Origin of the sequence: Yersinia ruckeri ATCC 29473 (assembly GCF_000754815.1) — a bacterium.
Lineage (GTDB): Bacteria > Pseudomonadota > Gammaproteobacteria > Enterobacterales > Enterobacteriaceae > Yersinia > Yersinia ruckeri.
The window spans coordinates 994081-1016129 of the sequence record NZ_KN150747.1 but is presented as its reverse complement, the minus strand read 5'-3'; the positions used below and the strand labels follow the sequence as shown (position 1 = coordinate 1016129).

Here is a 22049-nt window from a genome sequence, read left to right as displayed (position 1 = left end):
GACGCCAACAACAAGAGTTGGCGTTTTGCTTTTATGGAGTTCCTACGATGTCTACTTCACTCAGCGCAGTTATCGACGAGCCGCAGGTTCTAACCGGCCACACCGATGTGATTTGCTCCACCAGCATTGAGCGTATCATCACCCGGCGTAACGCCGCGCTGGTGCATATTGAAGCCCTTATCCACCAGCTTGAGGATATTTCAGCCATCACCAACAGCATTGGCGGTGGAATAGCAAAAGACTGGGCCATGCGGCAAGATTTCCGTACTGGCTGCTGGTTCATGGAGAAAGCAGAAACAGCCATGAAAGTGATTACCCGCAATCTCGATCGCGGTATATGGCGAGACCTGATGAAGAAATCGGGGATGCTGAGCCTGATGGATGCCCAAGCCCGTGACCAGTGGTACAGAAACCTTGAGGGAGATACTATTCCTGCCGTCAGCGAAGCCAACATACTCAGTACCTTTGAGCAACTTCACCAGCAGAAAGACGAGGTATTTGAACGCGGGGTCATCAATTTATTCAAAGGATTATCCTGGCACTATAAAACCAACAGTCCATGCCAATTTGGCAAAAAAATAATCATTAGCAATTTGGTCAGTTGCAACCAATGGGGCTTTACCCTGAACCACGGTTACCGGCGAGACCAGTTGGCGGATTTGGAACGCATGTTGCACTTGCTGGACGGTAAAGCGATCCCAGACAACCGGGGCGATGTGACAAGCCGGTTGTATGAGCATATTCGTGCCAATCCGCATATAGCGAAAGTTTATGAAGACGATTACTTTTCGATAAAATACTTCATGAAGGGCTCAGCGCACCTGACATTTAGGAAGCCTGAGTTGATTGATAAGATGAATGATATCGTGGCTAAACATTACCCAGGCGTGCTCCCGGAACGTACAGCCAGGTAATACGAACTCCGTCTTACTTTCTTTGTATGGCTGGCGGATCATAAAACCTCTGTAGAAAACTGAAGCGATAACCCAGATCTTACCGGGTATGTTGAAGATCAGGCTAATCTAGTCGATCACTCGTTAATTAGCATTTGACTTAACTTAGCTTAAAAGGCAATATCTCTCTATAGAGGAGTATTCTGTGTTTAATGTGATTTTACATGATGAAGTGCCTGATGAAATAGCAGGTTTACCGCCAGTCATCAGGGCTAAAATGATCCGCCTGATTGATAAGCTTAAAATGAATGCCACGGCATTACGAGAGCCCGACAGCAAACCCGTCAGAGACGGTTTGTTTGAACTCAGAACGATGGGAACGGATATTGCCAGGGGATTGTATGTTTATCAGAAAGGAAAAAATATCTATCTACTGCGCGTGTTCATCAAGAAAACGCAGAAATTACCGTCAGGGGAGATAACCCTCGCGTTTGAGCGATTAGAGGAGATGCTATATGACAAAAGTTAAAGGCATTGCCTGGGATACCGTCAGGGCTGATTTAATGTCTGACCCAGAAGTACAAGCCGCTTATGAAGCCGAAGAGCGTAAAGAGCGTTTACAGATCATGCTGGCAGAATGGCGTCGCCATGCAGGATTAACCCGTGCGCAGGTTGCAGAACGAATGGGGGTAACACCGCCCACTGTTTCCCGCATGGAGTCTAATATCGTTAAAGCGAGCCTTGACACATTGGTCAGGTATGCCCATGCATGCGGTATTAAACATCCTCAGATTACATTATAGTTGATGCTCAGGGTGGTTCCGTTATCTGGAACCACCCTGAATAACAGGTAATATTCTCGCAGGAGAAAAAATCATCAAACCTATTCCCTTTTTGATGCAAAACATTCCGGGGGCCTTAACGGGGGCCTCTACATTTATCGAATACAATAATATCGTTTAATAACAATAAATCAGGTAGTTTATTTCGATTCCGAGTCCGGGCACCACTTATTCAGAAGCGCTTGTCATTCGTTCAGGATGAAAAAATGACAGGTTCTAAAGCGAGTCCAGATGCCCAATAACCAAAGGTGTGGTTAGAAGGTTTCAACCAACAATACCATTACCCAGTTGTTGTAAAAAGGCTCTTGAAAGGCCCGCATGTTGTAGCATGCGGGTTTTTTCGCGTTTGATTTTTACAGACTTCGAAGGCAAATGTCAAATTATGTCAAGGAGATATCCTTTCTCGGCATACCACGGCGACTCATCTCATCAGTTCCTGCTCCAGAAGCTCTCTCAGAGAATCAATATCCTCATCAATGTACTCCAACGTAGACCGTAAGCTGGAGTGCCCCAACAGACGTTTGACGGCCTGAATATTGCGATCCGGGGACTTCATCAGGTTGGTCGCTACCGTATGCCTAAAGCGGTGAAGCGAATAGATTCGGGTTTCCTAAACACTTTTTGCCTCATAATCGAGGCCTAATGAAGGAGTGTTTATGTCAGTCAAAACGTTTACTGAAGAATTCCGTAAAGCAGGTCACAGCGCAAGGATATCCCATTTCGGAGGTTTCTTCACGACTCGGTGTTTCCACCAATAGTATTTACGCCTAGCTTAAGCGCTACTCTGTTTTGACGATGAGATGATGATATCAACTCTGTGCAGGTGACCAAATTAACTATGCCACTACTCTTTGATAGTTAGTCGCATAAATATAGTTTATCATCTACGCCGTCTAATTAAAGTTGGTGCTGCCAGCGCGGCTTTTTTCTAAATTCCGTGGTTCAAAAAACAGGAAATGCTGGTCAGTTATCTGAAATATGTCGGAACCACTCAGGTTGATGTTGATGCATCCATATAGATCGGAAAGTCACAACCGGAATACTCGACCGGACAGGTCAGAGTCCCTGGGCGTATGAATCGGTTACTTGCGATTCCTCATTCTGGGAACAGGTTCAGATTTTCATCAACGACCACGCCCGGCAGTATCTCAGAGGAGACTAAATGATATTTTGTTGTCCGGAAAAATCTCTATGTAAGGGGGGTATGATACGTCTAGAATGGAAATCAATGGCCCTAACGGACAGATAAAACATCATGGATTACATGATATTGGATAAGCTTTAGGCTCTGGATTATAAGTTTAAGCTGTTTATTTTAAATAAGATGAGGTTTTTTATGATTGTTATACCGGCTTATGAACCGGACCAAACATTGATTGTATTGGTTGGTGAGTTACTTGAATATATGCATAATAACGATCAGATATTACCACTACTTATTATTAATGATGGTTCAACTACTGACGTCGCATTGCAAGTATTTTCCATTTTGAGAGATCGTGGAATTGAGGTCATTACCCATGATGTTAATCAGGGAAAAGGTGCTGCGCTTAAAACAGGAATCAAGATCGCACAAGATAGAGAAATTCCCTTCATTGTAACCGTTGATGCCGATGGACAACACTTACCGGTAGATGTCTTTCGTGTAATGAAGGCCGGTATAGAAACTGAGAATTCCGTAATCCTTGGGCGTCGAGTATTTAATAAAAATACTCCACTGAGATCCAAGTTCGGTAACGAATTAACTGTGAGACTTTTTCGTTGGACCCATGGGGGACATGTCAATGACACCCAAACTGGCTTAAGATATATTCCGCAGATATTTTATTCAGATTTGCTCGCGATTTCAGAACAGAGATACGATTTTGAGTTAGCCGCGCTTATTCTTTTTGTAAAAAAAGGAGCATGCCATGAGGTAATTATTCAGACCATTTACGAACCAGGAAACCCTTCATCTCACTTTAGAAAAATTCAAGATTCTGCAAAGATTTATGCTATTTTATTTCGGGGTATGTTAGTTTCATTGTTATTAGCATTGGTAGATTTTTTGACCTTCCATTTTGTTGATCTTTTGACAAATTCAACCACAATATCTGTTCTGGTTGCCCGTACAGTAGGTACTGTTGGTTATTTCTATCTAGCTCGTAATTTTGTCTATCAAGCAGGAAATGAATTTTATATTTCTTTTACTAAATACTTGGCTCTAGTGTTACTCAATATACTTATACTTGTTCCATTGATTGATATAGTAGAAAAATATTTAGAATTACCAAAAGTATTCATTTACATGCTGGCAACGCTTGGACTTTTTTTATTTAACTTCTATGTTCAGAAAGCTTTTATATTTAAAACAAAAATTTCAAAATCGCATAGCGCAAAGCGCATATGAAATTAATGAAGCTCGCCGAAGTAATGGAGAAGTAAAATTGAAAGATTCAATAGAAATTTCCAATAAAATTACTCAATCAAATAATAGTGATTTTTTTTCGCAGCATACATTTCGCTGTGTTGCAACGGCATTAATTACATGGCTCTCAATCGGTACTATATCTTTATATCAACAGGAGTTAAAAATCAAGTTTGGACTCTGGGATAATTTCTCTATTAATTCTATAAATTATTCTAAGTTCAGTGATGCTCGTGATTCTGAACAAGTATTCCAAGAGCAGCTTATACTAACCCAACAGATATACCGTAGTGGATCTCTTTTTATCGGACCTATCTCGCTATACAGCCGGAAAATGCTTCGAATTGATAATTCTGCAATCTACAAAATGTCGTTGGATATTATGACCGTTAGTGATGGAAAAAATGATGTTGGATCTTCCATTTTTGCCGGGGTTTTATTCTATGATGAAAATAAAAAATTGCTCGCGGAGCCGAAAACGCACATGTTTGGTATTGCTTGGAATCGCCTAGTCAAAAAAAATAATGGAACGGTTCATATTGACGGCATCTTTTCCTCGGATGGCAAAGAATTGAATAAAATCCCTCACAATGCACATTATTTCAAAGTGGCGATTGATTTAAACTATGCTGACCCGAAGGCTGCTGTAATTCTATCGAATGTAAAATTTACGCCATATGTAGCCCTGACAATTGGAGATAATGAATGACGCTTTTCTACGGTGCCATTGGGTTAGCACTTTGTGTTTCCTTAGCTGGTTTTTCTTGGCCAGAGAAAAGTCGAATAGAATTACTGAATAAGATAGTGCTATCCTCCGCTAAATCAATGTGGTTGAGCTGGCTATTAGTATTTCTATCTTACTGGCTAAATTTGGGTAACCTTTCATTCTTTATTCTCATACTTGTGCTTGTTGTTACTTTATGGAGTCTGAAAAGAACTACTGGTATTCTCGTATATTTTAATTTCCACACATTACTTTTACTGACTATTTTGATAGTTATAGGATGTATACTAAGTCCTGTTAGCGCGATTAAATCATTAGCTGATGGACAAGTTGTCCTTTCCGGTTGGGATGTGAACGCATCATGGAACAACTGGGCCATTCAGTTATTCAACAATACCTATCACCCATATTCTGCAGCATACCCTATATTCATACCTGGCTTGTGGTCACTTATTTATAAGGCTCAGGGAAGCCCAATGATTTGGGTTTTATCTAAGTTTTTATTGGTGGTTTTCCCTGTTATTATTATATTGCAGAATGTGATGCTAGCTGTTGCTAAGCGCACAGTCGCAGCTGTATTGATATTTATCCTACTATGGGGGGTTATTCTAAATAACTCGTTACTACTTTCTGGACTTGCCGACCCAATAGTAATGATGCTAACTCTTATTAGTGGAATTGCTATTTATTTAGCGGGAAATGCCAACCAAGAGGATGATCAGGCCGACCACTATACACTATCAGCAGCACTTTTCGCCGGTGTGGGTGCTATTACCAAACAGCCTGGCGTTCTGAGTGCCCTTATTGTGGGTACAGCTTTACTGTTAATCGGCCTGCGCGGATCGAAACGTCTTAGCTGGTATATTATCAGGCTATTGTCTCTGATCGTACCGATGATAACGTTCATGCATATCTTTTCCACAGCAACGGCTCAGCCTGAACCGTTAGGTAACCTGACACATCTCATGAACCTCGCCACTTCGGCATCAGCTGGTGGCAGTATTTACATGCATAGCTGGACGAATGTCATCTCAATGTTTGGAAAGTTTCCACTGTTTCTGATGCTAACGTTTGCAGCGTTTAACCTGATAGCGCTAAAACGTACACTCAATCAGATTGGTCTGATATATCTTCTTGGAGCCGGCATTGCATTCGTTGTCTATTCTAATTGCTGTTCTTATGATGAGCGAAATGGCTGGTTCTTGATTGCAATGTTAGGCGTGTCGGCAATATGTGGCGCATCTATTTTTGAGTCTGGTGTTATTAAAGAACTCCTCTCCCTGAGAAAAATTGCATCCTTTTTCTCTAAATGGAGATGTAAATGGGCCTTTAATACACGTACATTGACAGTTGCACGCTTTCAGCTACTGGCCATTGTTTTTACCGTTATATTCTCAGGCCTTCTGCAATTTTTTGTTGGAGAGCAGCGTTTTATTAATATTGCGAAGGAAGGACGGCGAAACATTGTATGGCCCACAGTTAATAATTTGATCTACGCTACCTTAGACACTCTTGGTGATGGAGTAATAATAACTAATTATCAATTTGTTAACATCTTACCTGATATAGAAAGTAGGTATAAAATGTGTGCAAATATCGAATGTGTCTTAGATACTGCAGAAAAATTCCCGGGAAGTAGGGTATTGATAGGACCTGATTCGTTCGACTACCCGACGTTAAGAACTTATCTCAAACCGGAAGATTATCTGCTAACCGAAGTAAATCATGGGTTTAGTATTACCAGATCGCTGACACATAGTGACTTAGAACTTATCCGTAAATAATTATTTGAACTTATGAAAATCTGGACCTCGGTGAACAGTTAGTGTTTTCTAACTGTAGCCGGAGGTCTGGATATGATGAATGCTAAAGCGAAGCGAGATATAGCGCTCAAAACAAAAGCCTTAAACTATGCAAATAATGCCAAAAATGTCGCTAAAACCTGCCGACATTTTAGTATTAGCAGGCAAACCTATTACACATGGAAAAAAGCCTATGAGTGCTATGGAGAACAAGGGTTAATCAATCATAAGCCTTGCCCAGAAAATCCTACTCGACGAGTGGCAAAGCACATTGAAGAGCAAATAATTTACTTGCGCACAACCTATCATTTTGGACCTCAGAGAATATCGTGGTACTTGTTACGATTTCATAATATCAAGGTATCTCGCTCTGGCTGTTATTACGTCCTTCTTCGAAATAGACTAAATCAACTTCCACAAAATCAACGACAACGCTCTAAGCCGTTGTTCAAGCGCCATGAGAAACAGGTTCCGGGGCATCATGTGCAGGTTGATGTTAACTTCTTGTTTTTTAATAGCCTTAATGGCCAACGGATTAAGCGTTTTCAATATACCGCAATTGATGATGCGACTCGGATACGTGCCTTAAAAATTTATGGGCGGCATAATCAAGCCAATGCGATTGATTTTATTGATTACGTTGTGAATAAATTTCCTTTCCGAATAAAAACCATCAGGACAGACAATAGCCATGAATTCCAGGCGAAATTTAACTGGTAGGTGCACGAGTTAGGTATGGAGCATGTTTATATCAAACCAGCGACACCGAGATTAAATGGAAAAGTAGAACGTTCTCATCTGACCGACAAACAGGAGTTTTATCAGCTTATCGATTATACGGGTGATGTTGACCTCCATGAAAAATTAGCGGAATGGGAGGCATTTTATAACTGTCATCGCCCCCATTCAGCACATGGTGGAAAAACACCTTATGAAGTGTTAAAAACTAAATTGGGTATGTAAGCTCAAATGTCAACCGAGGTTCTGAGTGACACAGGTGACAGACTTCAAGAACTTAAATAGGATGCTCCACCCACATCTACGTGAGCTAGATGGTTAGTTTAAACCGGAGCATCCCACCCACTAATTTTTGCAAAGATAATCGTGCAAACGTTGGGTATCCGCCAATGAACAAAGACGCGTCCCCAGATTCAGCGTTGCTGCGCTCCCAGCCGCTACACCAAAACGTACGATATCAAGCAGTTCCGCACCATTTGCCAGCTTCAAGGTCATGGCACCCACCATGCTATCCCCAGCGCCAACGGTACTCATTTTTTTCACCGGCGGGGGCACAATTTGTACACAATGCTCACGATCAACGGCTAAGGCTCCTTGCGGCCCAAGGGATACGACAACCCGCTGACTACCTCCGGATTGAACTATCTCCTGAGCAGCACTGCGTACATCATCAGGGTTATCCAAGGGTCGACCGACCAACGCAGAAAGTTCATTATGATTAGGTTTTACCAGGGCAAGCCCCCCCAAATCCAGACTCGCTTTTAATGCCTCACCTGAGCTATCAACAATACATTGAAGCCCCATTAATTTAGCCTGCCGAATCAAGTGAGTTAACTTTTCAGTGGATATACCTGGAGGTAAACTGCCGCTAATCACTAAAATAGAGTCAGTCGGTATTTTTTGGACTTGCAACATTAATTGCTCAAACTCTGCATCATTCAGTCGCGCCCCTGGCATGACAAAACGAAATTGTTCACCACTATTGTCTACGTGAACATGCAGATTCTGTCGCGTCCAATCTTGAGTTTTTAGCGTTTCTGTCTGCACGCCTTCCTCAACGAGCAATTGACTCAAATGTTCACCGGTCGGGCCACCGATAGGAAAAATAGCCGTCGCTTGACCGCCAAGATAAACAACGGCACGAGCAACGTTAATTCCCCCACCGCCGGGCTCAAAAACAGGAACGGTGCAGCGCAGCTTTCCTTCTGGGTACATCTTTGCGGTCGTCGTTGCACTGTCTAGCGAGGGGGATAGCGTTAAAGTGAAAATCCGAGTCATGATGATAAACCTTACTCTTTGGTTTTTACTTCGCGGATTGCTGATCGAATAATATCGGTATAGATCAGCGACAAAGGTAGAGCCAGAAACATTTTTGACTGAGCTATTTCAGTATATACCCAAAGAAATAACGGCGCAGGTTTCAGCCCCGAAAATGCGCTATCGCAAAGCTGGGCAGTTGGCAGTTGGCAGTTGGCAGTTGGCAGTTGGCAGTTGAAAAATAGAAAGCCCTCCGTCAAAAAGGAGGGCTTGAGGGCAATATTATAGCGAATGAGTAAAAGTACGGGAAATGACGTCTTTTTGCTGCTCAAGAGTCAAGGCGTTAAAGCGCACCGCGTAGCCGGAAACCCGGATCGTCAGATTCGGATAGTTTTCCGGGTGATCTATGGCATCGAGTAACATTTCACGGTTCATCACATTGACATTGAGATGCTGCCCGCCTTCGACGCCGACATCATGGTGGAAATATCCATCCAATAGCCCAACCAGATTATTATTACGGATTGGGGAATCCTTACCCAGAGCCGCAGGTACGATCGAGAAGGTATAGGAAATCCCATCTTTGGCATATTTAAACGGCAGCTTGGCAACCGATGTGAGTGACGCTACCGCCCCCTTACGATCGCGACCATGCATCGGATTGGCTCCAGGGGCAAACGGCATACCAGAACGCCGACCATCTGGCGTGTTACCGGTCTTCTGACCGTACACGACATTGGAGGTGATAGTCAGAATCGACTGAGTCGGTACAGCATTACGATAAGTCGGTAGCTTACTGATTTTTTTCATAAAGCGTTCAACCAAATCGCAGGCGATGCTATCGACGCGTTCATCGTTATTACCGTACTGTGGATATTCGCCTTCAATAGCAAAATCGACAGCCAGCCCATCAGCATCACGGATCGGTTTCACTCTGGCATATTTAATCGCCGAAAGTGAATCTGCCGCGACTGAAAGTCCGGCAATACCACACGCCATGGTGCGGTAAACATCACGATCATGCAGCGCCATCAGCGAAGCTTCATAACTGTATTTATCGTGCATGTAGTGGATAAGGTTTAGGGCGCTAATATATTGCACAGCTAACCAGTCCATCAATACATCGAGGCTGGCCATAACCCTTTCATAATCCAGCACCTCATCCTCCATCGGCGCACATTTCGGGCCAACCTGAATTTTGAGTTTTTCGTCCACGCCGCCATTGATGCAATACAGCAGAATTTTTGCCAGATTGGCACGCGCACCAAAGAATTGCATTTGCTTGCCAAGTACCATTGGGCTAACACAGCAGGCAATCCCATAGTCATCGCTGTTAAAATCAGGGCGCATCAGATCGTCGTTTTCATACTGTAGCGACGAAGTTTGAATGGAAACCTGAGCCACATAATTTTTGAATGGGCGCGGTAACGCATCCGACCATAGAATGGTCAGATTCGGCTCCGGTGCTGGGCCCATGGTTTCCAGTGTATGAAGATAGCGGAAGGCGTTTTTGGTGACCAATGTGCGACCATCCAATCCCATGCCACCGAGTACTTCCGTCGCCCAAATGGGATCGCCGGAAAATAGCGAATCAAACTCTGGGGTGCGTAAGAAGCGCACCATGCGGATCTTCATAATGAAATGATCGATCAGTTCCTGCGCTTCCTGCTCGTTCAATACACCCTGTTCTAAGTCGCGTTCAATATAAATATCGAGGAATGTTGCGGTGCGCCCTAGTGACATCGCACCACCATTTTGTGATTTCACCGCCGCCAGATAACCAAAATAAAGCCACTGGATAGCTTCGCGGGCATTTTTGGCTGGCGCGGAAATATCAAATCCATAGCTGGCGGCCATCGTCTGAATTTGCAGTAGCGCATGACGCTGCTCCGCCAATTCTTCCCGCAACCGGATCACGCTTTCCAGCTCAATGCCCTGTTCAAGCTGTGACTGCAAATCGGCGAACTGCAACTCGCGTTCGCGAACCAGATAGGCGATGCCATAGAGTGCAATACGTCGGTAATCGCCAATAATTCGCCCACGTCCATAGCCGTCCGGCAGACCGGTCAATACGCCAGATTTACGGCATTTCAGCATCTCTGGCGAGTACACATCGAACACACCCTGATTATGGGTTTTGCGTAAATCAGTGAAAATATATTTGAAATCAGCGTCCATCTCGCGGCCATAAGCGTCAAACGCGCTTTGTACCATGTTGATACCGCCAAAAGGATGCAATGCACGCTTTAACGGTTTATCGGTTTGTAGCCCAACGATTTTTTCCAGCGTTTGATTGATATAGCCTGGCCCATGCGCCGTAATAGTGGTGGCAATATTATCGTCAAAGTCTACTGGAGCGTGGGTGGCATTCTCCAACTGAATGCCTTCCATCACCTGTTCCCACAATTTCAGAGTGGCCGGTGTCGCTTCTGACAGAAACGACTCATCACCTTCATAAGGACGATAGTTTTGCTGAATAAAATCCCTAACGTTAATTTCACTGCACCAATCATTCCCGCAGAATCCCAACCAGGCATCGGTGTATTTTTTATTATTTATATCAACATCGGTATTCATTAACGAACTCCAATAAACAGCATATAAGTGGGTACTTTATGGGACGTCACGGTTAATAAACGGCGTCTAGAATCGCAGAGTCCTGTTGCGCATGACCCAGACGAACAGCATCAAGTGCAATCATTTTCTCTTCATTGGTCGGGATCACCGCCACCGCTACCCGTGATGATGGAGCACTGATAACGCGTAATGATCCGTGCTGCGATCGGTTATTTTTGGCTGGATCAATTTCAATACCGAAAACGGCAAGACGTTTCAGCGTCAATTCGCGGATCAGCGATGAGTTTTCACCAATGCCCCCCGTCAGAATCAGAGCATCAAAGCGGCGCAGCGAGCTGGCATGTCCGCCTATATGTCGCGCCAATCGATGCACAAAGGCATTGATCGCCAAATGTGCGCCTTCATGTCCTTCGTGGTATGCCTGTTCCAATACTCGCAAATCGCCGGATAAACCGGAAATCCCCAGCAGTCCGGATTCTTTATTCAAGGTATGATCGAGATCTTCCAGGCTCTGCCCCGTTTTGCGTGCCAGATAAGCCAGCGCACCGAAGTCCACATCACCGCTGCGAGTTCCCATAATGAGGCCTTCCAGCGGTGTCATCCCCATGGAAGTATCGACACTTTTACCATCCTGAACTGCACAGATAGAGGCACCATTACCGAGATGGGCGATAATCAGACCGTTGTCGTGCGCATCCAGTCCCAAAAAATCAATCGCCCTCCCTGCAACGTAACGATAAGAGGTGCCGTGGAATCCATAGCGCCGCACACCTTGCTGGTGGAAATAACGATAAGGCAATGCGTAAAGATAGGCCTCAGGCTTTAAAGTTTGGTGGAAACCGGTATCAAATACCGCAACCTGTCTAATTCCAGGGAATAGCTGGCGGGCAGCCTCAATGCCATGCAAATTGGCATAATTATGTAGCGGAGCCAGTGGCGAAACTTTTTTTATTTCTTCCACCACCCGATCATCGATCAGCACCGATTCACTGAATATTTGGCCACCATGAGCAATACGATGGCCGATCAAGGAGATAGATTGATTCAGGCCACGTTTTTCCAGTTCTGTAGAAATAGCCGTTAATGCATCGGCATAACTACCTTTGTCCAACTGAATTCGAGTGGTTTTATCCACCATTAAAAAAGCGGTTTCAGTACCGATACCATCGGCAATGCCAGAGATAATCGCTTCACAATCGCCAGCAGTCAGCACTGAAAATTTAATGGATGATGAACCACAGTTAATAACCAGCACTGTAGGGTTTAAAGTCATGTCATTACTCCGCCCATTCTTATTGGGTAATAGAGGGTTTTCAGCGCCGTACTTACATTAATTTGTAGACGATGTTAAAGATGGTCAGCAGACCGACGATGGTCACAAAGTAGTTTTCCGGGCGGCCTCTGAAACGGGCCAGGGAAGGCAACTTATGGATGGCGAACATCGGCAGTAAACACAGCAGTGATGCGATAATTGGCGCGCCCATGGCTTCAATCAAATCAAGGATATTCGGGTTGATGTAGGCGACCAACCAGGTTGAACCCATGATGAATATCATGCTGATCAGGTTGAGTTTTCCGCTGGTGATTTTCTTTTTGTCACCCTTGCAGCCAAATTTGATAATCAAGCCATTAAGGCCTTCCAACGTACCGAGATAATGCCCAAAGAAGGATTTGAAAATGGCAACGAGCGCAATCAACGATGCGGCATATTCTAGCGTGATAGAGAAGGTCGACTTGCTGCCGGCCATGCTAGAGAAATGGTTAGCCAGATAAGAGAGTACCGGAATATTCTGTGCTTTGGCTTCAGCCATATTTTGTGGAGACAGAGTGAACAGACAGCTAAAGGCAAAGAACATCACCACTGCAACCATCAACAGACTGGCTCTACTGATAATCTGCGAGCATTTTTTCTCTGTAAATTCGCGACCAAACTCCGGTTCATATTCTTCACGTTTCGATACGACGAAAGAAGAAACAATCGGTGAGAAGTTAAACGAGAACACCATGATGGAAATACCCAACCACACGGTAACCAATATGCCATCATGCCCCAATAACGAAATCTGGTTAAAGTCCACCTGTTCAATAACAGAGGCGTTCCAGTAAGGAATCAGTGAAACCGAAATAAGCACCAGACAGGCAATAAACGGGAAGACCAGAAAACTCATGACCTTAACCATCAGGTCTTTACCGAAATAAATCACCGTCGCCATCAACAACAATAACCCTAACGCCACCAGACCACGGTTAAGCGGAGCCAGTTGAAGCTGGTTTTCCCAGAAGGTCATAAAGGTATTGGTGATGGTTACGCCGTAAATCCACAGCAATGGGCAAATAGCAAAAAAATAGAGGAAGGTAATGACGACTCCGCCAGTTTTTCCGAAGTGTTCCTCGACAGTTTCCGTGATATTACCTGAACAATTACTACCGGATAAACACAGACGAGCCAACGAGCGGTGGCATAAGAAGGCAATAGGATAAGCTAGAACCAGCATAATCAAGATAGGAATCAGTCCACCAAAACCAGCGCGGATCGGGAAGAATAAGACCCCAGCCCCGATTGCTGTACCAAATAACCCCAAGGTCCAGGTTGTGTCTGATTTACGCCACGTAGTTGCTTCAATTGGTGTTGAAATAGTATTATCGATACCCATTAATAAATTCCTTATTAAGATATTTTACGAAATACTGCCTAATCCCGTTATTTGTGATACACGAGATAAATCGATATTACCGCCTGAGATAATGCTGACGGTCTTTTTACCCGTGATATAATCTTTTAATTTCCCACTTAATAATGCCGCAGATGCCAATGCGCCAGCACCTTCAGTAACAATCTTGTTGCGTTGAATCAGATCAATCATACTTTTTCTGATTTCATCTTCCGTCACTAGCACAATATCGGTAACCAGCGCCTTGACTATTTCAAAGTTCAAAATTCCCGGACGTGCCACATCACAGCCATCAGCCAGAGTTGAGGTTGTACGATGATTCGTAATGCTGCCGTTATAATAAGATGCCGCCATGCCGTGAACGTTTTCCGATTGCACGCCGATAATATTAATGGTTGGGTTAATTGATTTAATTGCCATCGCAATACCAGCGATTAATCCGCCACCGCCAATAGGTACAATCACGTTATCGACATCATAGAGATCTTCGAGAATTTCCAGTCCAATAGTACCCTGCCCGGCAATAACTTTTTCATCGTCGAAAGGATGGATAAATATACGATTTTCCAGCTCGATAATTTCGCTGGCTTTGGCGATGGTGTCATTAAAATTCTCACCATGTAACACTACCTGAGCGGAATAATCGCTGGTTGCCGCAACTTTCGATTTAGGTGCGCAATTTGGCATGACTACTTTGCTGTTAATTCCCAGCATCGCGCAGGAAAGGGAAACACCCTGTGCATGATTACCAGCCGAACACGCAACAACGCCCTGTCTTTTCTCTTCTTCGTTGAGTGAGCTTAGCTTATTAAAAGCCCCACGGATTTTGAACGATCCCGTGCGTTGCATATTCTCAAACTTGAGGTAAATCTCGCCATGACAACGCTCACTCAGATAATTGGATCTTGCTAGCCCGGTTTTGTAAATATTCCCTTGCAGTCGTTTCTGCGCATCAATGATGTCATTGATGGTTATAGGTAAGTTATTATAAACTTTCATTTTTTATGACCTTGCAAAGTAAAACTTCTAAGAATAAAAGATTTAATACGCCAGCATGCTACGGTACAAAAAACTGTATTAATGTGATGGAAATAGCAAAATACAGTGGGTCTGATATTGCGTGTAGTTATTAATTTCAAAAAATGCAACGGAGTCTACATTCGGATCTATGGATTAGTTTTTCTAATCCTAAATAATGTTAAAAATATAAAACAGTAGAAAGAATCGCCAGCATAAACCACCATTAATGACAGTATTAAAAAGAGTGTAGGAAACCTTCATAAACAGGGGAATAGCTGCATAACAGGCAAATTACAGAGGGGAAAAGGAGGCTACTACGCGCAAAATAACCGGTTTAAGTCATATAGTTTCTATCCGTTTTTTAACTCCGTGTTATAGCGCGAATACTGTCTGCCATATCAGATTACTATTGAAAAGAATGAGAACTAACACGTTATTTTCACCTAGTATTTAGGCTTATTAAGTATTTTTTTTATCAATATAAGCTATCGGTACACTGATATATCAGCACCAAGAAATAGCGAAAATAAATTATTTCACATTCCATTCACTATAAATCTCACTTTATTCACTATCATTAACTCATTAATGCCTTTTAAACATATAAAAATACCCGTACCGAGCAGAATCTATTTTTACAGAAAAAAATTAACTTCTATAAATGAAACTTCCATATATCTAATCGAATAAAAACATCAACGCACATGATAATCACCCTGAGTTTAAAATAAAAATACAATCTAACCACCTAAAATTGATAGTATCAAATTTACAGCGATATCTTATAAACATATTTATTCAATTGTTTGATTTCATCATAAACAGACAAACTTCCATGCTGCCACGATAAATTAGCCCTGATTGATTCTGATCCATGGTGTTAATATCCCCATGCATATCGGCCGATCCCCGTTTAGGTAGAGCGATTGTTCGGAGAAAGGTCATGATGGAGAGATCGAATAAACAAAAGTTCACTTCAGTTTTAACTGGGATTCTCTGTATCAGGCATTAAACCAAGCCGGTTTTCGCTGCCAATTTCGGCAACCGTTTTTTATCCAGTTTCCCGCTCGGTGTTAACGGCATTTCATTGATCAAATGTAACTGGCTGGGAACCAGATATTCCGGCAGGCGATGAGCCAAATCACACAGAATCCGGCGAGGTTCTGCTAAACAAGGTGGATAGCATCCGCACCATGTGGCAAAAGCCAGCAACGTCGCTTCCGCCCCTTGCCGTTGTACGACCACTTTTACCTGCTGCAATAAAGGACATACTCGCACCAATTGCCACTCAACCTCCGTGGTATCAATCAGGTAACCGCCAATACGTATCTCTTCTTCTATCCGCCCCAAAAACTGATAGTTGCCACAGGCCAGCTTTTTGACCTTATCTCCGGTTCGGTATAAACGCAGCGGATGGCCTTGCGGCGATAACCATTGAATAAAGCGCTGGGAGGTAAGCTGCGGTTGGTTAAGATAGCCTCGGGCTAATCCCGCTCCGGCCAGATACAGTTCACCCGCCACCCCCGGTGGACATTCAGTGCCGTCTTCATCCAGAATCCACGGCTGAATATGAGCGACCGGCAGGCCAATATGCACCCGTTCACCGGGATAGAGTTGGCCATAAAGAGCGGTGACCGTGCATTCTGCCGGACCGTATAAGTTATATAACGCCACGGTTCCCGCCCAACGATTGGCCAGATTTTGCGGGCAATCTTCACCACCAATAGCAATCCGATGGGGTAATCCTTCGGCTGTAATATCAAGATGGGTTAACAACGCTGTCGGCAGGAATAAATGGCTTGCGCTACTTTGCGTCACACTGGCGGTATCACCACTGCCCAGAACCAATTCCCCACCACAGCTTAGTGGTAATAACGCCGCCATATTCCCGGCATCAAACGCCAGAGACAGAGCGCTATACACACGGCTCGCTGCCGTTACCTGCAATCCTGCGCCATGATCCCGCAGAACATTGGCTAACGCTCCCTGCTCAATCATCACGCCTTTTGGCACACCGGTAGAACCAGAAGTGTAAATGATCAAAGCCAACTGTTGCGGTTTACGCACTATCGCGGGTGGACAATGTGCTGGCCAATGCGTAATAGCCTGACGAAATGACGGTGAGATTATGTCGAAATAACGCGTACACGGCCATAATCCCAGCGCTTCTCCGTTGCCTGCACCAAGAATCACCGTCAGACCAGCATCGGCAATCATATGGCTCAAGCGCCCAGCAGGATAGTGAATATCCAGCGGCACGTAGCAGGCTCCGGCTTTCCAAACCGCCAATAATGCGACCAGAAAAGCGGGATCGCCACCGGTCAACACGCCAATTCGGGAGTGCTCCCCTATTCCTTGTTGGTTTAGCCAATTGGCAATACGGTTAGCATCCTGATCGAGTTGAGCATAGCGAATGGTGGTACCATTGGCCTCCCTTGCCGCAATGGATTCTGGCGTTAACCGGCTCCATCTTTCGATCAAATCCGTGACCATTTCCTGCATCGGATCATCCATCAAGCTGCCAGCGTGGCACCACCATCAACAACGATATCCTGCAACGTGATATGGCTAGCCAGATCCGATGCGAGAAAAGCGACCGTATGCGCAATTTCTTGCGGTGTGGCAATTTTTCCCAGAGGAATACCTAATTTATATTGCTGAGGGAAACCGGCAATCGTGCGCTGTTCAGCATCCGCCGCTTGCCACATGCCGCGCTGCATCGGGGTATCCGTTGATCCAGGAGAAACCAGGTTGCAACGAACACCGTAAGGAGCCAGCTCCAATCCCACACAGTGACTAAAACTGGTGAGTGCCGCCTTGGAGGCACAATAAGCCGCCATTTGCATACGTGGCACATGAGCAGCATTGGAACCGATACTAACTACCGTACCGGCACCCTGTTGTTTAAAGTAGGGAATTAAGTGTCTCAATATATAGAAAGCGCCAGAAACATTAACGTCAAAACATTGCTGCCAGTCGTCCAGCCCCAGCGCCTCGATGTCTCCCAAGCGCAAAATTCCGGCAGCATTAACCAGCACATCCACCCGTGGCACATCCTCAAGTAAGTGTTCACAAACATCAGCTACCTGCGCTGGCTGGCTGATATCGACCACTACGGTGGTAAACGGGTAATTTCCATTAGGAAAGGCTTTGTCCAGTCCCAGTACATCTGCACCCAACTCACCGAACAGTTTGGCCGTTTCAAAACCGATCCCCTGACCAGCACCGGTGACCCAGACACGCTTGGCGGTAAAATCCATTTGCACCATTATTTCGCTCCCATCAGGCATTGTTTTTCAAACACTGCCCACCAGCCATTCAGACTCGGTGCCCTGGCCAGATCGACAAAGCTCAACGTGATTCCCTGCTGACGCCACTCGGTCACCAACGCCATAATGTGAACAGAGTTCAGTCCATAATCGATCAGATTTTCATCTTCATCAAAGTCTTCGGCGCTTTCATCTATCAACGCCAGGATTTGTGTTTTAAGTGCTTCTTTGCTGAATTTTTCCGCCGCTGCCGTGCTTTTACCCAGCAAATCCTCGGTGAACAGTACGCACCCACTGCGCGTGGCGACATATTTCAGCGCCATCAGATGCTCTTCCAACGTGAAATCGGCTACCGCATCCGCCACCATAAAAGGTTTGATGTCTTTCATAAAAGCATCAGTGGCGGTGATCATGCAGCCGATATGACCGTAGATGCCGCAGATCACCAGTTGATCCCGCCCCATTTCTTTCATCATCGATTCCAACGGCGAACGGTGGAATGCGCTGTAGCGCCACTTCACCAGAATCTTGTCATCTTTATCAGGCGTTAACGCATGGACTACTCGCTGTTTTGCCGGATGATCGTTTAGACCCGCCCCCCACATATCGTTGAGTAGCGCCCGATCCTCTGAACTTTGATTATTCGGCTGAGCGGTATAAATCACCGGTATACCGTTACTTTTACAGAATCGACGAAGGACAACAATATGCTCGATCACCTGCTGGATCAGGGGATTATTGTCGCCGTAGAAGCTCACAAAATACTCCTGCATATCATGGATCAACAGTACGGCTTTAGCCGGATCAAATTGCCAGTCCACTTTATTCACCGGGATCTGTTTAGCCTGAGGTAGCGGATAAGCAGAAAGAGTTGGAATCGCCATGAGAAGTCTCCTTATTCAGCAATAGTATTGAGTTGGGTCTGAATTCTTTGTCGTAATAGCCGCTTATCAATCTTTCCAACGGGTGTCACCGGCAGGGTATCGACCATTTCAAACCGATCTGGCAATTTGAATTCCGCCACCCCGATAACGCGCAGATATTTACGTAAATGGAGCGGTTTGAGATTAGCGTCACGAGTCACGACAAAGGCGCAGCTTTTCTCACCCATCATTTCATCAGGCATGGAAACCAGCGCCGCGTGGATAATATCTGGGTGGGTCAGCAGCAGATTTTCCACTTCTTCAGCCGCAATTTTCTCGCCACCGCGATTAATTTGATCTTTCTCACGTCCAACCACCCGCAGGTAGCCATCTTGGGTCATTTGCACCAAATCGCCTGAATGATAAAAACCTTCTTCATCAAAGGCTTTGGCATTATGTTGCGGGCTGCGATAGTAGCCACGGAAGGTATAAGGACCGCGGGTGACTAATTCACCCACTTCACCCGGCGCGACCGTTCGCCCGTTCTCGTCCAACAGCTTGATTTCATCATCGGCGCTGATGGGACGCCCCTGCGTGGTGAAGATATGTTCATCGCTATCATCCAGACGGGTATAGTTCACCAGGCCTTCGGCCATTCCCAAAACCTGCTGCAACTGGCAGCCCAACGTCTGGGGAATTCGACGCGCCAGAGATTCACTCAGTTTCGCTCCGCCAACCTGTAGCAATTGTAAACTGACCAGATCCTCGCGGCCGAAATGTTCGGCAGCCTGCAACCACAGCGCCACCGCAGGTGGAACCAGCGATGTCATCGTCACCTGATAACGCTTAATCAGCGGGAAGCAGCTCATGGCACTGGGGTCTGGTGCCAGAATCACGCAACCACCGGCGTAAAAGATACCCAATGCACCGGGAGAACTGAGCGGATAGTTATGGGCAGCAGGTAGTGCACATAAATAGCGAGTTTTCTCATCGTTTTGACAGATATCCACGCTGGCTCTGACACTGTAATAATAGTCATTATGCGTGCGAGGTATTAATTTTGGCGTACCTGTACTGCCGCCTGAAAGCTGGAAAAAGGCCACTTCATCCGCCGCCGAGGGTGAAAATGCAGGCCGTTGTTCGTCTATTTCTTCATAGAGTAAGCGGTGCAACAACGGTGCATAATCCGTCGCACCATCAATAATAATCTGTTCCAGTAGCGGTGATTTTTGCCGCAATTGAGAAACAAATTCAGCGTTAGCAAACAATGGATGACTGGCCGAAGCAATCAACAAACGTGGCTGAATCTGCTCAACATAAGCGTTTAATTCCAGACGGTTATGGCTGAATAAGGCATTGACCGGGGCGACGCCCATCTTTAACAACGCAAAATACACCAGATAGAATTCAGCCACGTTCGGCAATTGTACCAATGCCGTATCACCACAGCGCAGCCCCAGCCGTGTCAATCGTCCAGCCAGACGGTCAGAAGCGCAGTTCATTTCGTGATAGCTAAACTGTCGTTCACGACAAATGACCGCTATCGCCTGTGGTCGTAGCTGGCACTGACGAGCCAGTACATCCGTTAACGGTAAATCAATCCAATAACCTTTTTGCCGGTATTGGTGGGCAACTTCCGCAGGCCAGCGGGTAAACTCAATGCTCATGGCAAACTTCCTTGTGGCTGAATACCCAAAGCATTCAACATGGTTCCCAGCTTGGCCTCCGTTTCCGCCCACTCCAACGCCGGCTGAGAAGCCATCACAATACCGGCCCCAGCAAACAGGCGAACTTGGGTTTTATCTACCGTGGCACAGCGAATCACCACCGCCCATTCACCGTTGCCCTGCTCATCGCTCCAACCAACGATTCCGCTAAACAAGCCACGATCGAAAGGCTCCAACTGACTGATTAATTGGCGAGCCAAAGCGGTCGGCAATCCGCATAATGCTGGCGTTGGATGCAGTAAACAGGCCAATTGCAGTACCGAAATCTGGCTGGTTTCCAGCTCGCCACTGATGGCGGTAGAAAGGTGCCATAATGCAGCCGTATGAATGAGTGATGGCTGCGTCGGAATATTTAATGACCGGCAATATGGAGCCAACAAGCGGCGGATTTCATCAATAACCAACCGATGTTCATACTGATCTTTACCGGAATTCAATAATGCCTGAGAAACAGCAAGGTCATTCTCCACATCGTTCTGACGCTTTGCCGAACCCGCCAACGGGTTGGTATAAACCTGATTGCCATCTTTACGAACCAGAAGTTCCGGACTGGCACCGAGCAAAACACCGCCTTCTGCCAGAGGTACGTGGAAATGATATGCACCAGGGTTCTGCCGTAATAAGTGATTGATCACTTGGTTGGTGTTGATCGGTGTTTCGGTTTCGATTTCTAAAATTCGCGACAGTACCGCCTTGTGGATTTTCCCGCGACGAAACGTTTCTACCGCCCGTGAAACGGCCTGTTTAAACTCCGGCTCGTTCGGCAAACTACGCCAATTGACTACCGATATCGGGCTGCGTTGGTCATTGACGGCGCAATCGACCAGATCCTGACGGTGAATAAATTGATAGGATTGGGGGATAAATAGCTGAGTGGCCTGAGTCGTATCAAAGGGGAACACCCCGACAACAATCGGCTGTGACTGTCCGTCGGCTCGCGCTCGGATAAATGCCTGTTTGATCGACGCCTGTAATGCACTAAGGTAATCTGCACCGTCCTGTGCTTTTTGAGTGATTCGCTCCGCAATTCCCTCGGTTTTTATACTTCGATGCGCCGAAGTAAATAAAAATGCCGAGGAAGTCGCTGAGAAAAGTGGGTTAACCAAATGCTCTTCAGTGCCACTCTGTGCCACAAAAACCTCCACCACAATCTAAATGGTAATGGTAATAATAATTACTATCATTTCCCTTGAGCGTGATAAATTACGATGATGCTTTCATATTGTCAATCAATGTAAATATCATATTGATTATTTTT

At 45.2% G+C, this 22049-nt stretch carries 16 protein-coding genes and 2 pseudogenes; 7 read left to right on the top strand and 11 right to left on the bottom strand.

Features of this window, described 5'->3' with window-relative positions; translation table 11 throughout:
- Positions 1-47: 47 nt before the first annotated feature.
- From DJ39_RS04465 to DJ39_RS04455, 3 genes are all read left to right on the top strand, one after another.
- The gene (locus DJ39_RS04465; protein ID WP_004722491.1) at positions 48-914 is read left to right on the top strand and encodes a DUF4942 domain-containing protein; all 867 of its coding nucleotides are present in this window, start codon (positions 48-50) and stop codon (positions 912-914) included.
- A 184-nt stretch (positions 915-1098) separates the two neighbouring features.
- Positions 1099-1422, top strand: coding sequence for a type II toxin-antitoxin system RelE/ParE family toxin (locus DJ39_RS04460; RefSeq protein WP_004722490.1), 324 nt, complete (start codon positions 1099-1101; stop codon positions 1420-1422).
- The gene (locus DJ39_RS04455) at positions 1409-1696 is read left to right on the top strand and encodes a helix-turn-helix domain-containing protein (RefSeq protein ID WP_012104592.1); all 288 of its coding nucleotides are present in this window, start codon (positions 1409-1411) and stop codon (positions 1694-1696) included. The genes DJ39_RS04460 and DJ39_RS04455 overlap by 14 nt, the downstream gene beginning before the upstream one ends.
- Positions 1697-2156: 460 nt before the next feature.
- On the opposite strand, the pseudogene DJ39_RS17330 reads toward DJ39_RS04455, so the two are convergent.
- Positions 2157-2336: pseudogene (locus DJ39_RS17330) on the bottom strand (tyrosine-type recombinase/integrase); the annotation flags it as partial.
- Between the two features lie 735 nt (positions 2337-3071).
- Here DJ39_RS17330 and DJ39_RS04450 point away from each other — a divergent pair.
- The 4 genes and pseudogenes from DJ39_RS04450 (at position 3072) to DJ39_RS04435 (ending at position 7631) form a co-directional block, all read left to right on the top strand.
- Positions 3072-4124, top strand: coding sequence for a glycosyltransferase family 2 protein (locus DJ39_RS04450; RefSeq protein WP_038240965.1), 1053 nt, complete (start codon positions 3072-3074; stop codon positions 4122-4124).
- Between the two features lie 37 nt (positions 4125-4161).
- The gene (locus DJ39_RS04445) at positions 4162-4851 is read left to right on the top strand and encodes a hypothetical protein (protein WP_004723367.1); all 690 of its coding nucleotides are present in this window, start codon (positions 4162-4164) and stop codon (positions 4849-4851) included.
- Complete coding sequence (locus DJ39_RS04440; RefSeq protein WP_038240961.1) at positions 4848-6650, top strand: hypothetical protein; 1803 nt, start codon at positions 4848-4850, stop codon at positions 6648-6650. The genes DJ39_RS04445 and DJ39_RS04440 overlap by 4 nt, the downstream gene beginning before the upstream one ends.
- Positions 6651-6722: 72 nt before the next feature.
- Positions 6723-7631 (top strand): annotated as a pseudogene (locus DJ39_RS04435) (IS481 family transposase).
- 120 nt (positions 7632-7751) lie between these two features.
- Here the strand turns inward: DJ39_RS04435 and pfkB are convergent.
- The 10 genes from pfkB to DJ39_RS04385 form a co-directional block, all read right to left on the bottom strand.
- Positions 7752-8684 (bottom strand): 6-phosphofructokinase II, encoded by a 933-nt coding sequence (gene pfkB / locus DJ39_RS04430; protein ID WP_038244831.1) that lies wholly within the window; start codon positions 8682-8684, stop codon positions 7752-7754.
- 261 nt (positions 8685-8945) lie between these two features.
- Positions 8946-11240: a formate C-acetyltransferase gene (gene pflB, locus DJ39_RS04425; protein WP_004721971.1), complete on the bottom strand. Its 2295-nt coding sequence runs from the start codon at positions 11238-11240 to the stop codon at positions 8946-8948.
- A 52-nt stretch (positions 11241-11292) separates the two neighbouring features.
- Positions 11293-12513: a propionate kinase gene (gene tdcD, locus DJ39_RS04420; protein ID WP_038244832.1), complete on the bottom strand. Its 1221-nt coding sequence runs from the start codon at positions 12511-12513 to the stop codon at positions 11293-11295.
- Between the two features lie 52 nt (positions 12514-12565).
- Positions 12566-13894: a threonine/serine transporter TdcC gene (gene tdcC / locus DJ39_RS04415; RefSeq protein ID WP_004721978.1), complete on the bottom strand. Its 1329-nt coding sequence runs from the start codon at positions 13892-13894 to the stop codon at positions 12566-12568.
- A 24-nt stretch (positions 13895-13918) separates the two neighbouring features.
- Positions 13919-14911, bottom strand: coding sequence for a bifunctional threonine ammonia-lyase/L-serine ammonia-lyase TdcB (gene tdcB, locus DJ39_RS04410; protein ID WP_004721979.1), 993 nt, complete (start codon positions 14909-14911; stop codon positions 13919-13921).
- A gap of 1029 nt (positions 14912-15940) precedes the next feature.
- A complete protein-coding gene (locus DJ39_RS04405) occupies positions 15941-17446 on the bottom strand; it encodes an amino acid adenylation domain-containing protein (RefSeq protein WP_004721982.1) in 1506 nt (501 codons plus the stop codon).
- Complete coding sequence (gene dhbA, locus DJ39_RS04400) at positions 17446-18204, bottom strand: 2,3-dihydro-2,3-dihydroxybenzoate dehydrogenase (protein ID WP_370274473.1); 759 nt, start codon at positions 18202-18204, stop codon at positions 17446-17448. The genes DJ39_RS04405 and dhbA overlap by 1 nt, the downstream gene beginning before the upstream one ends.
- Positions 18201-19085, bottom strand: a complete 885-nt coding sequence (locus DJ39_RS04395) for an isochorismatase family protein (RefSeq protein ID WP_004721984.1) — start codon at positions 19083-19085, stop codon at positions 18201-18203. The genes dhbA and DJ39_RS04395 overlap by 4 nt, the downstream gene beginning before the upstream one ends.
- Positions 19086-19096: 11 nt before the next feature.
- The gene (locus tag DJ39_RS04390) at positions 19097-20731 is read right to left on the bottom strand and encodes a (2,3-dihydroxybenzoyl)adenylate synthase (RefSeq protein ID WP_038251170.1); all 1635 of its coding nucleotides are present in this window, start codon (positions 20729-20731) and stop codon (positions 19097-19099) included.
- Positions 20728-21924, bottom strand: coding sequence for an isochorismate synthase (locus tag DJ39_RS04385; RefSeq protein WP_049687795.1), 1197 nt, complete (start codon positions 21922-21924; stop codon positions 20728-20730). Before DJ39_RS04385 ends, DJ39_RS04390 begins: the two co-directional genes overlap by 4 nt.
- Positions 21925-22049: the final 125 nt, after the last annotated feature.

Coding starts and splice junctions, on each gene's coding strand:
- DJ39_RS04465 (WP_004722491.1), top strand. CDS start 48: ATGTCTACTTCACTCAGCGCAGTTATCGACGAGCCGCAGGTTCTAACC.
- pflB (WP_004721971.1), bottom strand. CDS start 11,240: ATGAATACCGATGTTGATATAAATAATAAAAAATACACCGATGCCTGG.
- DJ39_RS04440 (WP_038240961.1), top strand. CDS start 4,848: ATGACGCTTTTCTACGGTGCCATTGGGTTAGCACTTTGTGTTTCCTTA.
- DJ39_RS04395 (WP_004721984.1), bottom strand. CDS start 19,085: ATGGCGATTCCAACTCTTTCTGCTTATCCGCTACCTCAGGCTAAACAG.
- tdcB (WP_004721979.1), bottom strand. CDS start 14,911: ATGAAAGTTTATAATAACTTACCTATAACCATCAATGACATCATTGAT.
- tdcC (WP_004721978.1), bottom strand. CDS start 13,894: ATGGGTATCGATAATACTATTTCAACACCAATTGAAGCAACTACGTGG.
- pfkB (WP_038244831.1), bottom strand. CDS start 8,684: ATGACTCGGATTTTCACTTTAACGCTATCCCCCTCGCTAGACAGTGCA.
- DJ39_RS04455 (WP_012104592.1), top strand. CDS start 1,409: ATGACAAAAGTTAAAGGCATTGCCTGGGATACCGTCAGGGCTGATTTA.
- DJ39_RS04405 (WP_004721982.1), bottom strand. CDS start 17,446: ATGGATGATCCGATGCAGGAAATGGTCACGGATTTGATCGAAAGATGG.
- DJ39_RS04450 (WP_038240965.1), top strand. CDS start 3,072: ATGATTGTTATACCGGCTTATGAACCGGACCAAACATTGATTGTATTG.
- DJ39_RS04390 (WP_038251170.1), bottom strand. CDS start 20,731: ATGAGCATTGAGTTTACCCGCTGGCCTGCGGAAGTTGCCCACCAATAC.
- tdcD (WP_038244832.1), bottom strand. CDS start 12,513: ATGACTTTAAACCCTACAGTGCTGGTTATTAACTGTGGTTCATCATCC.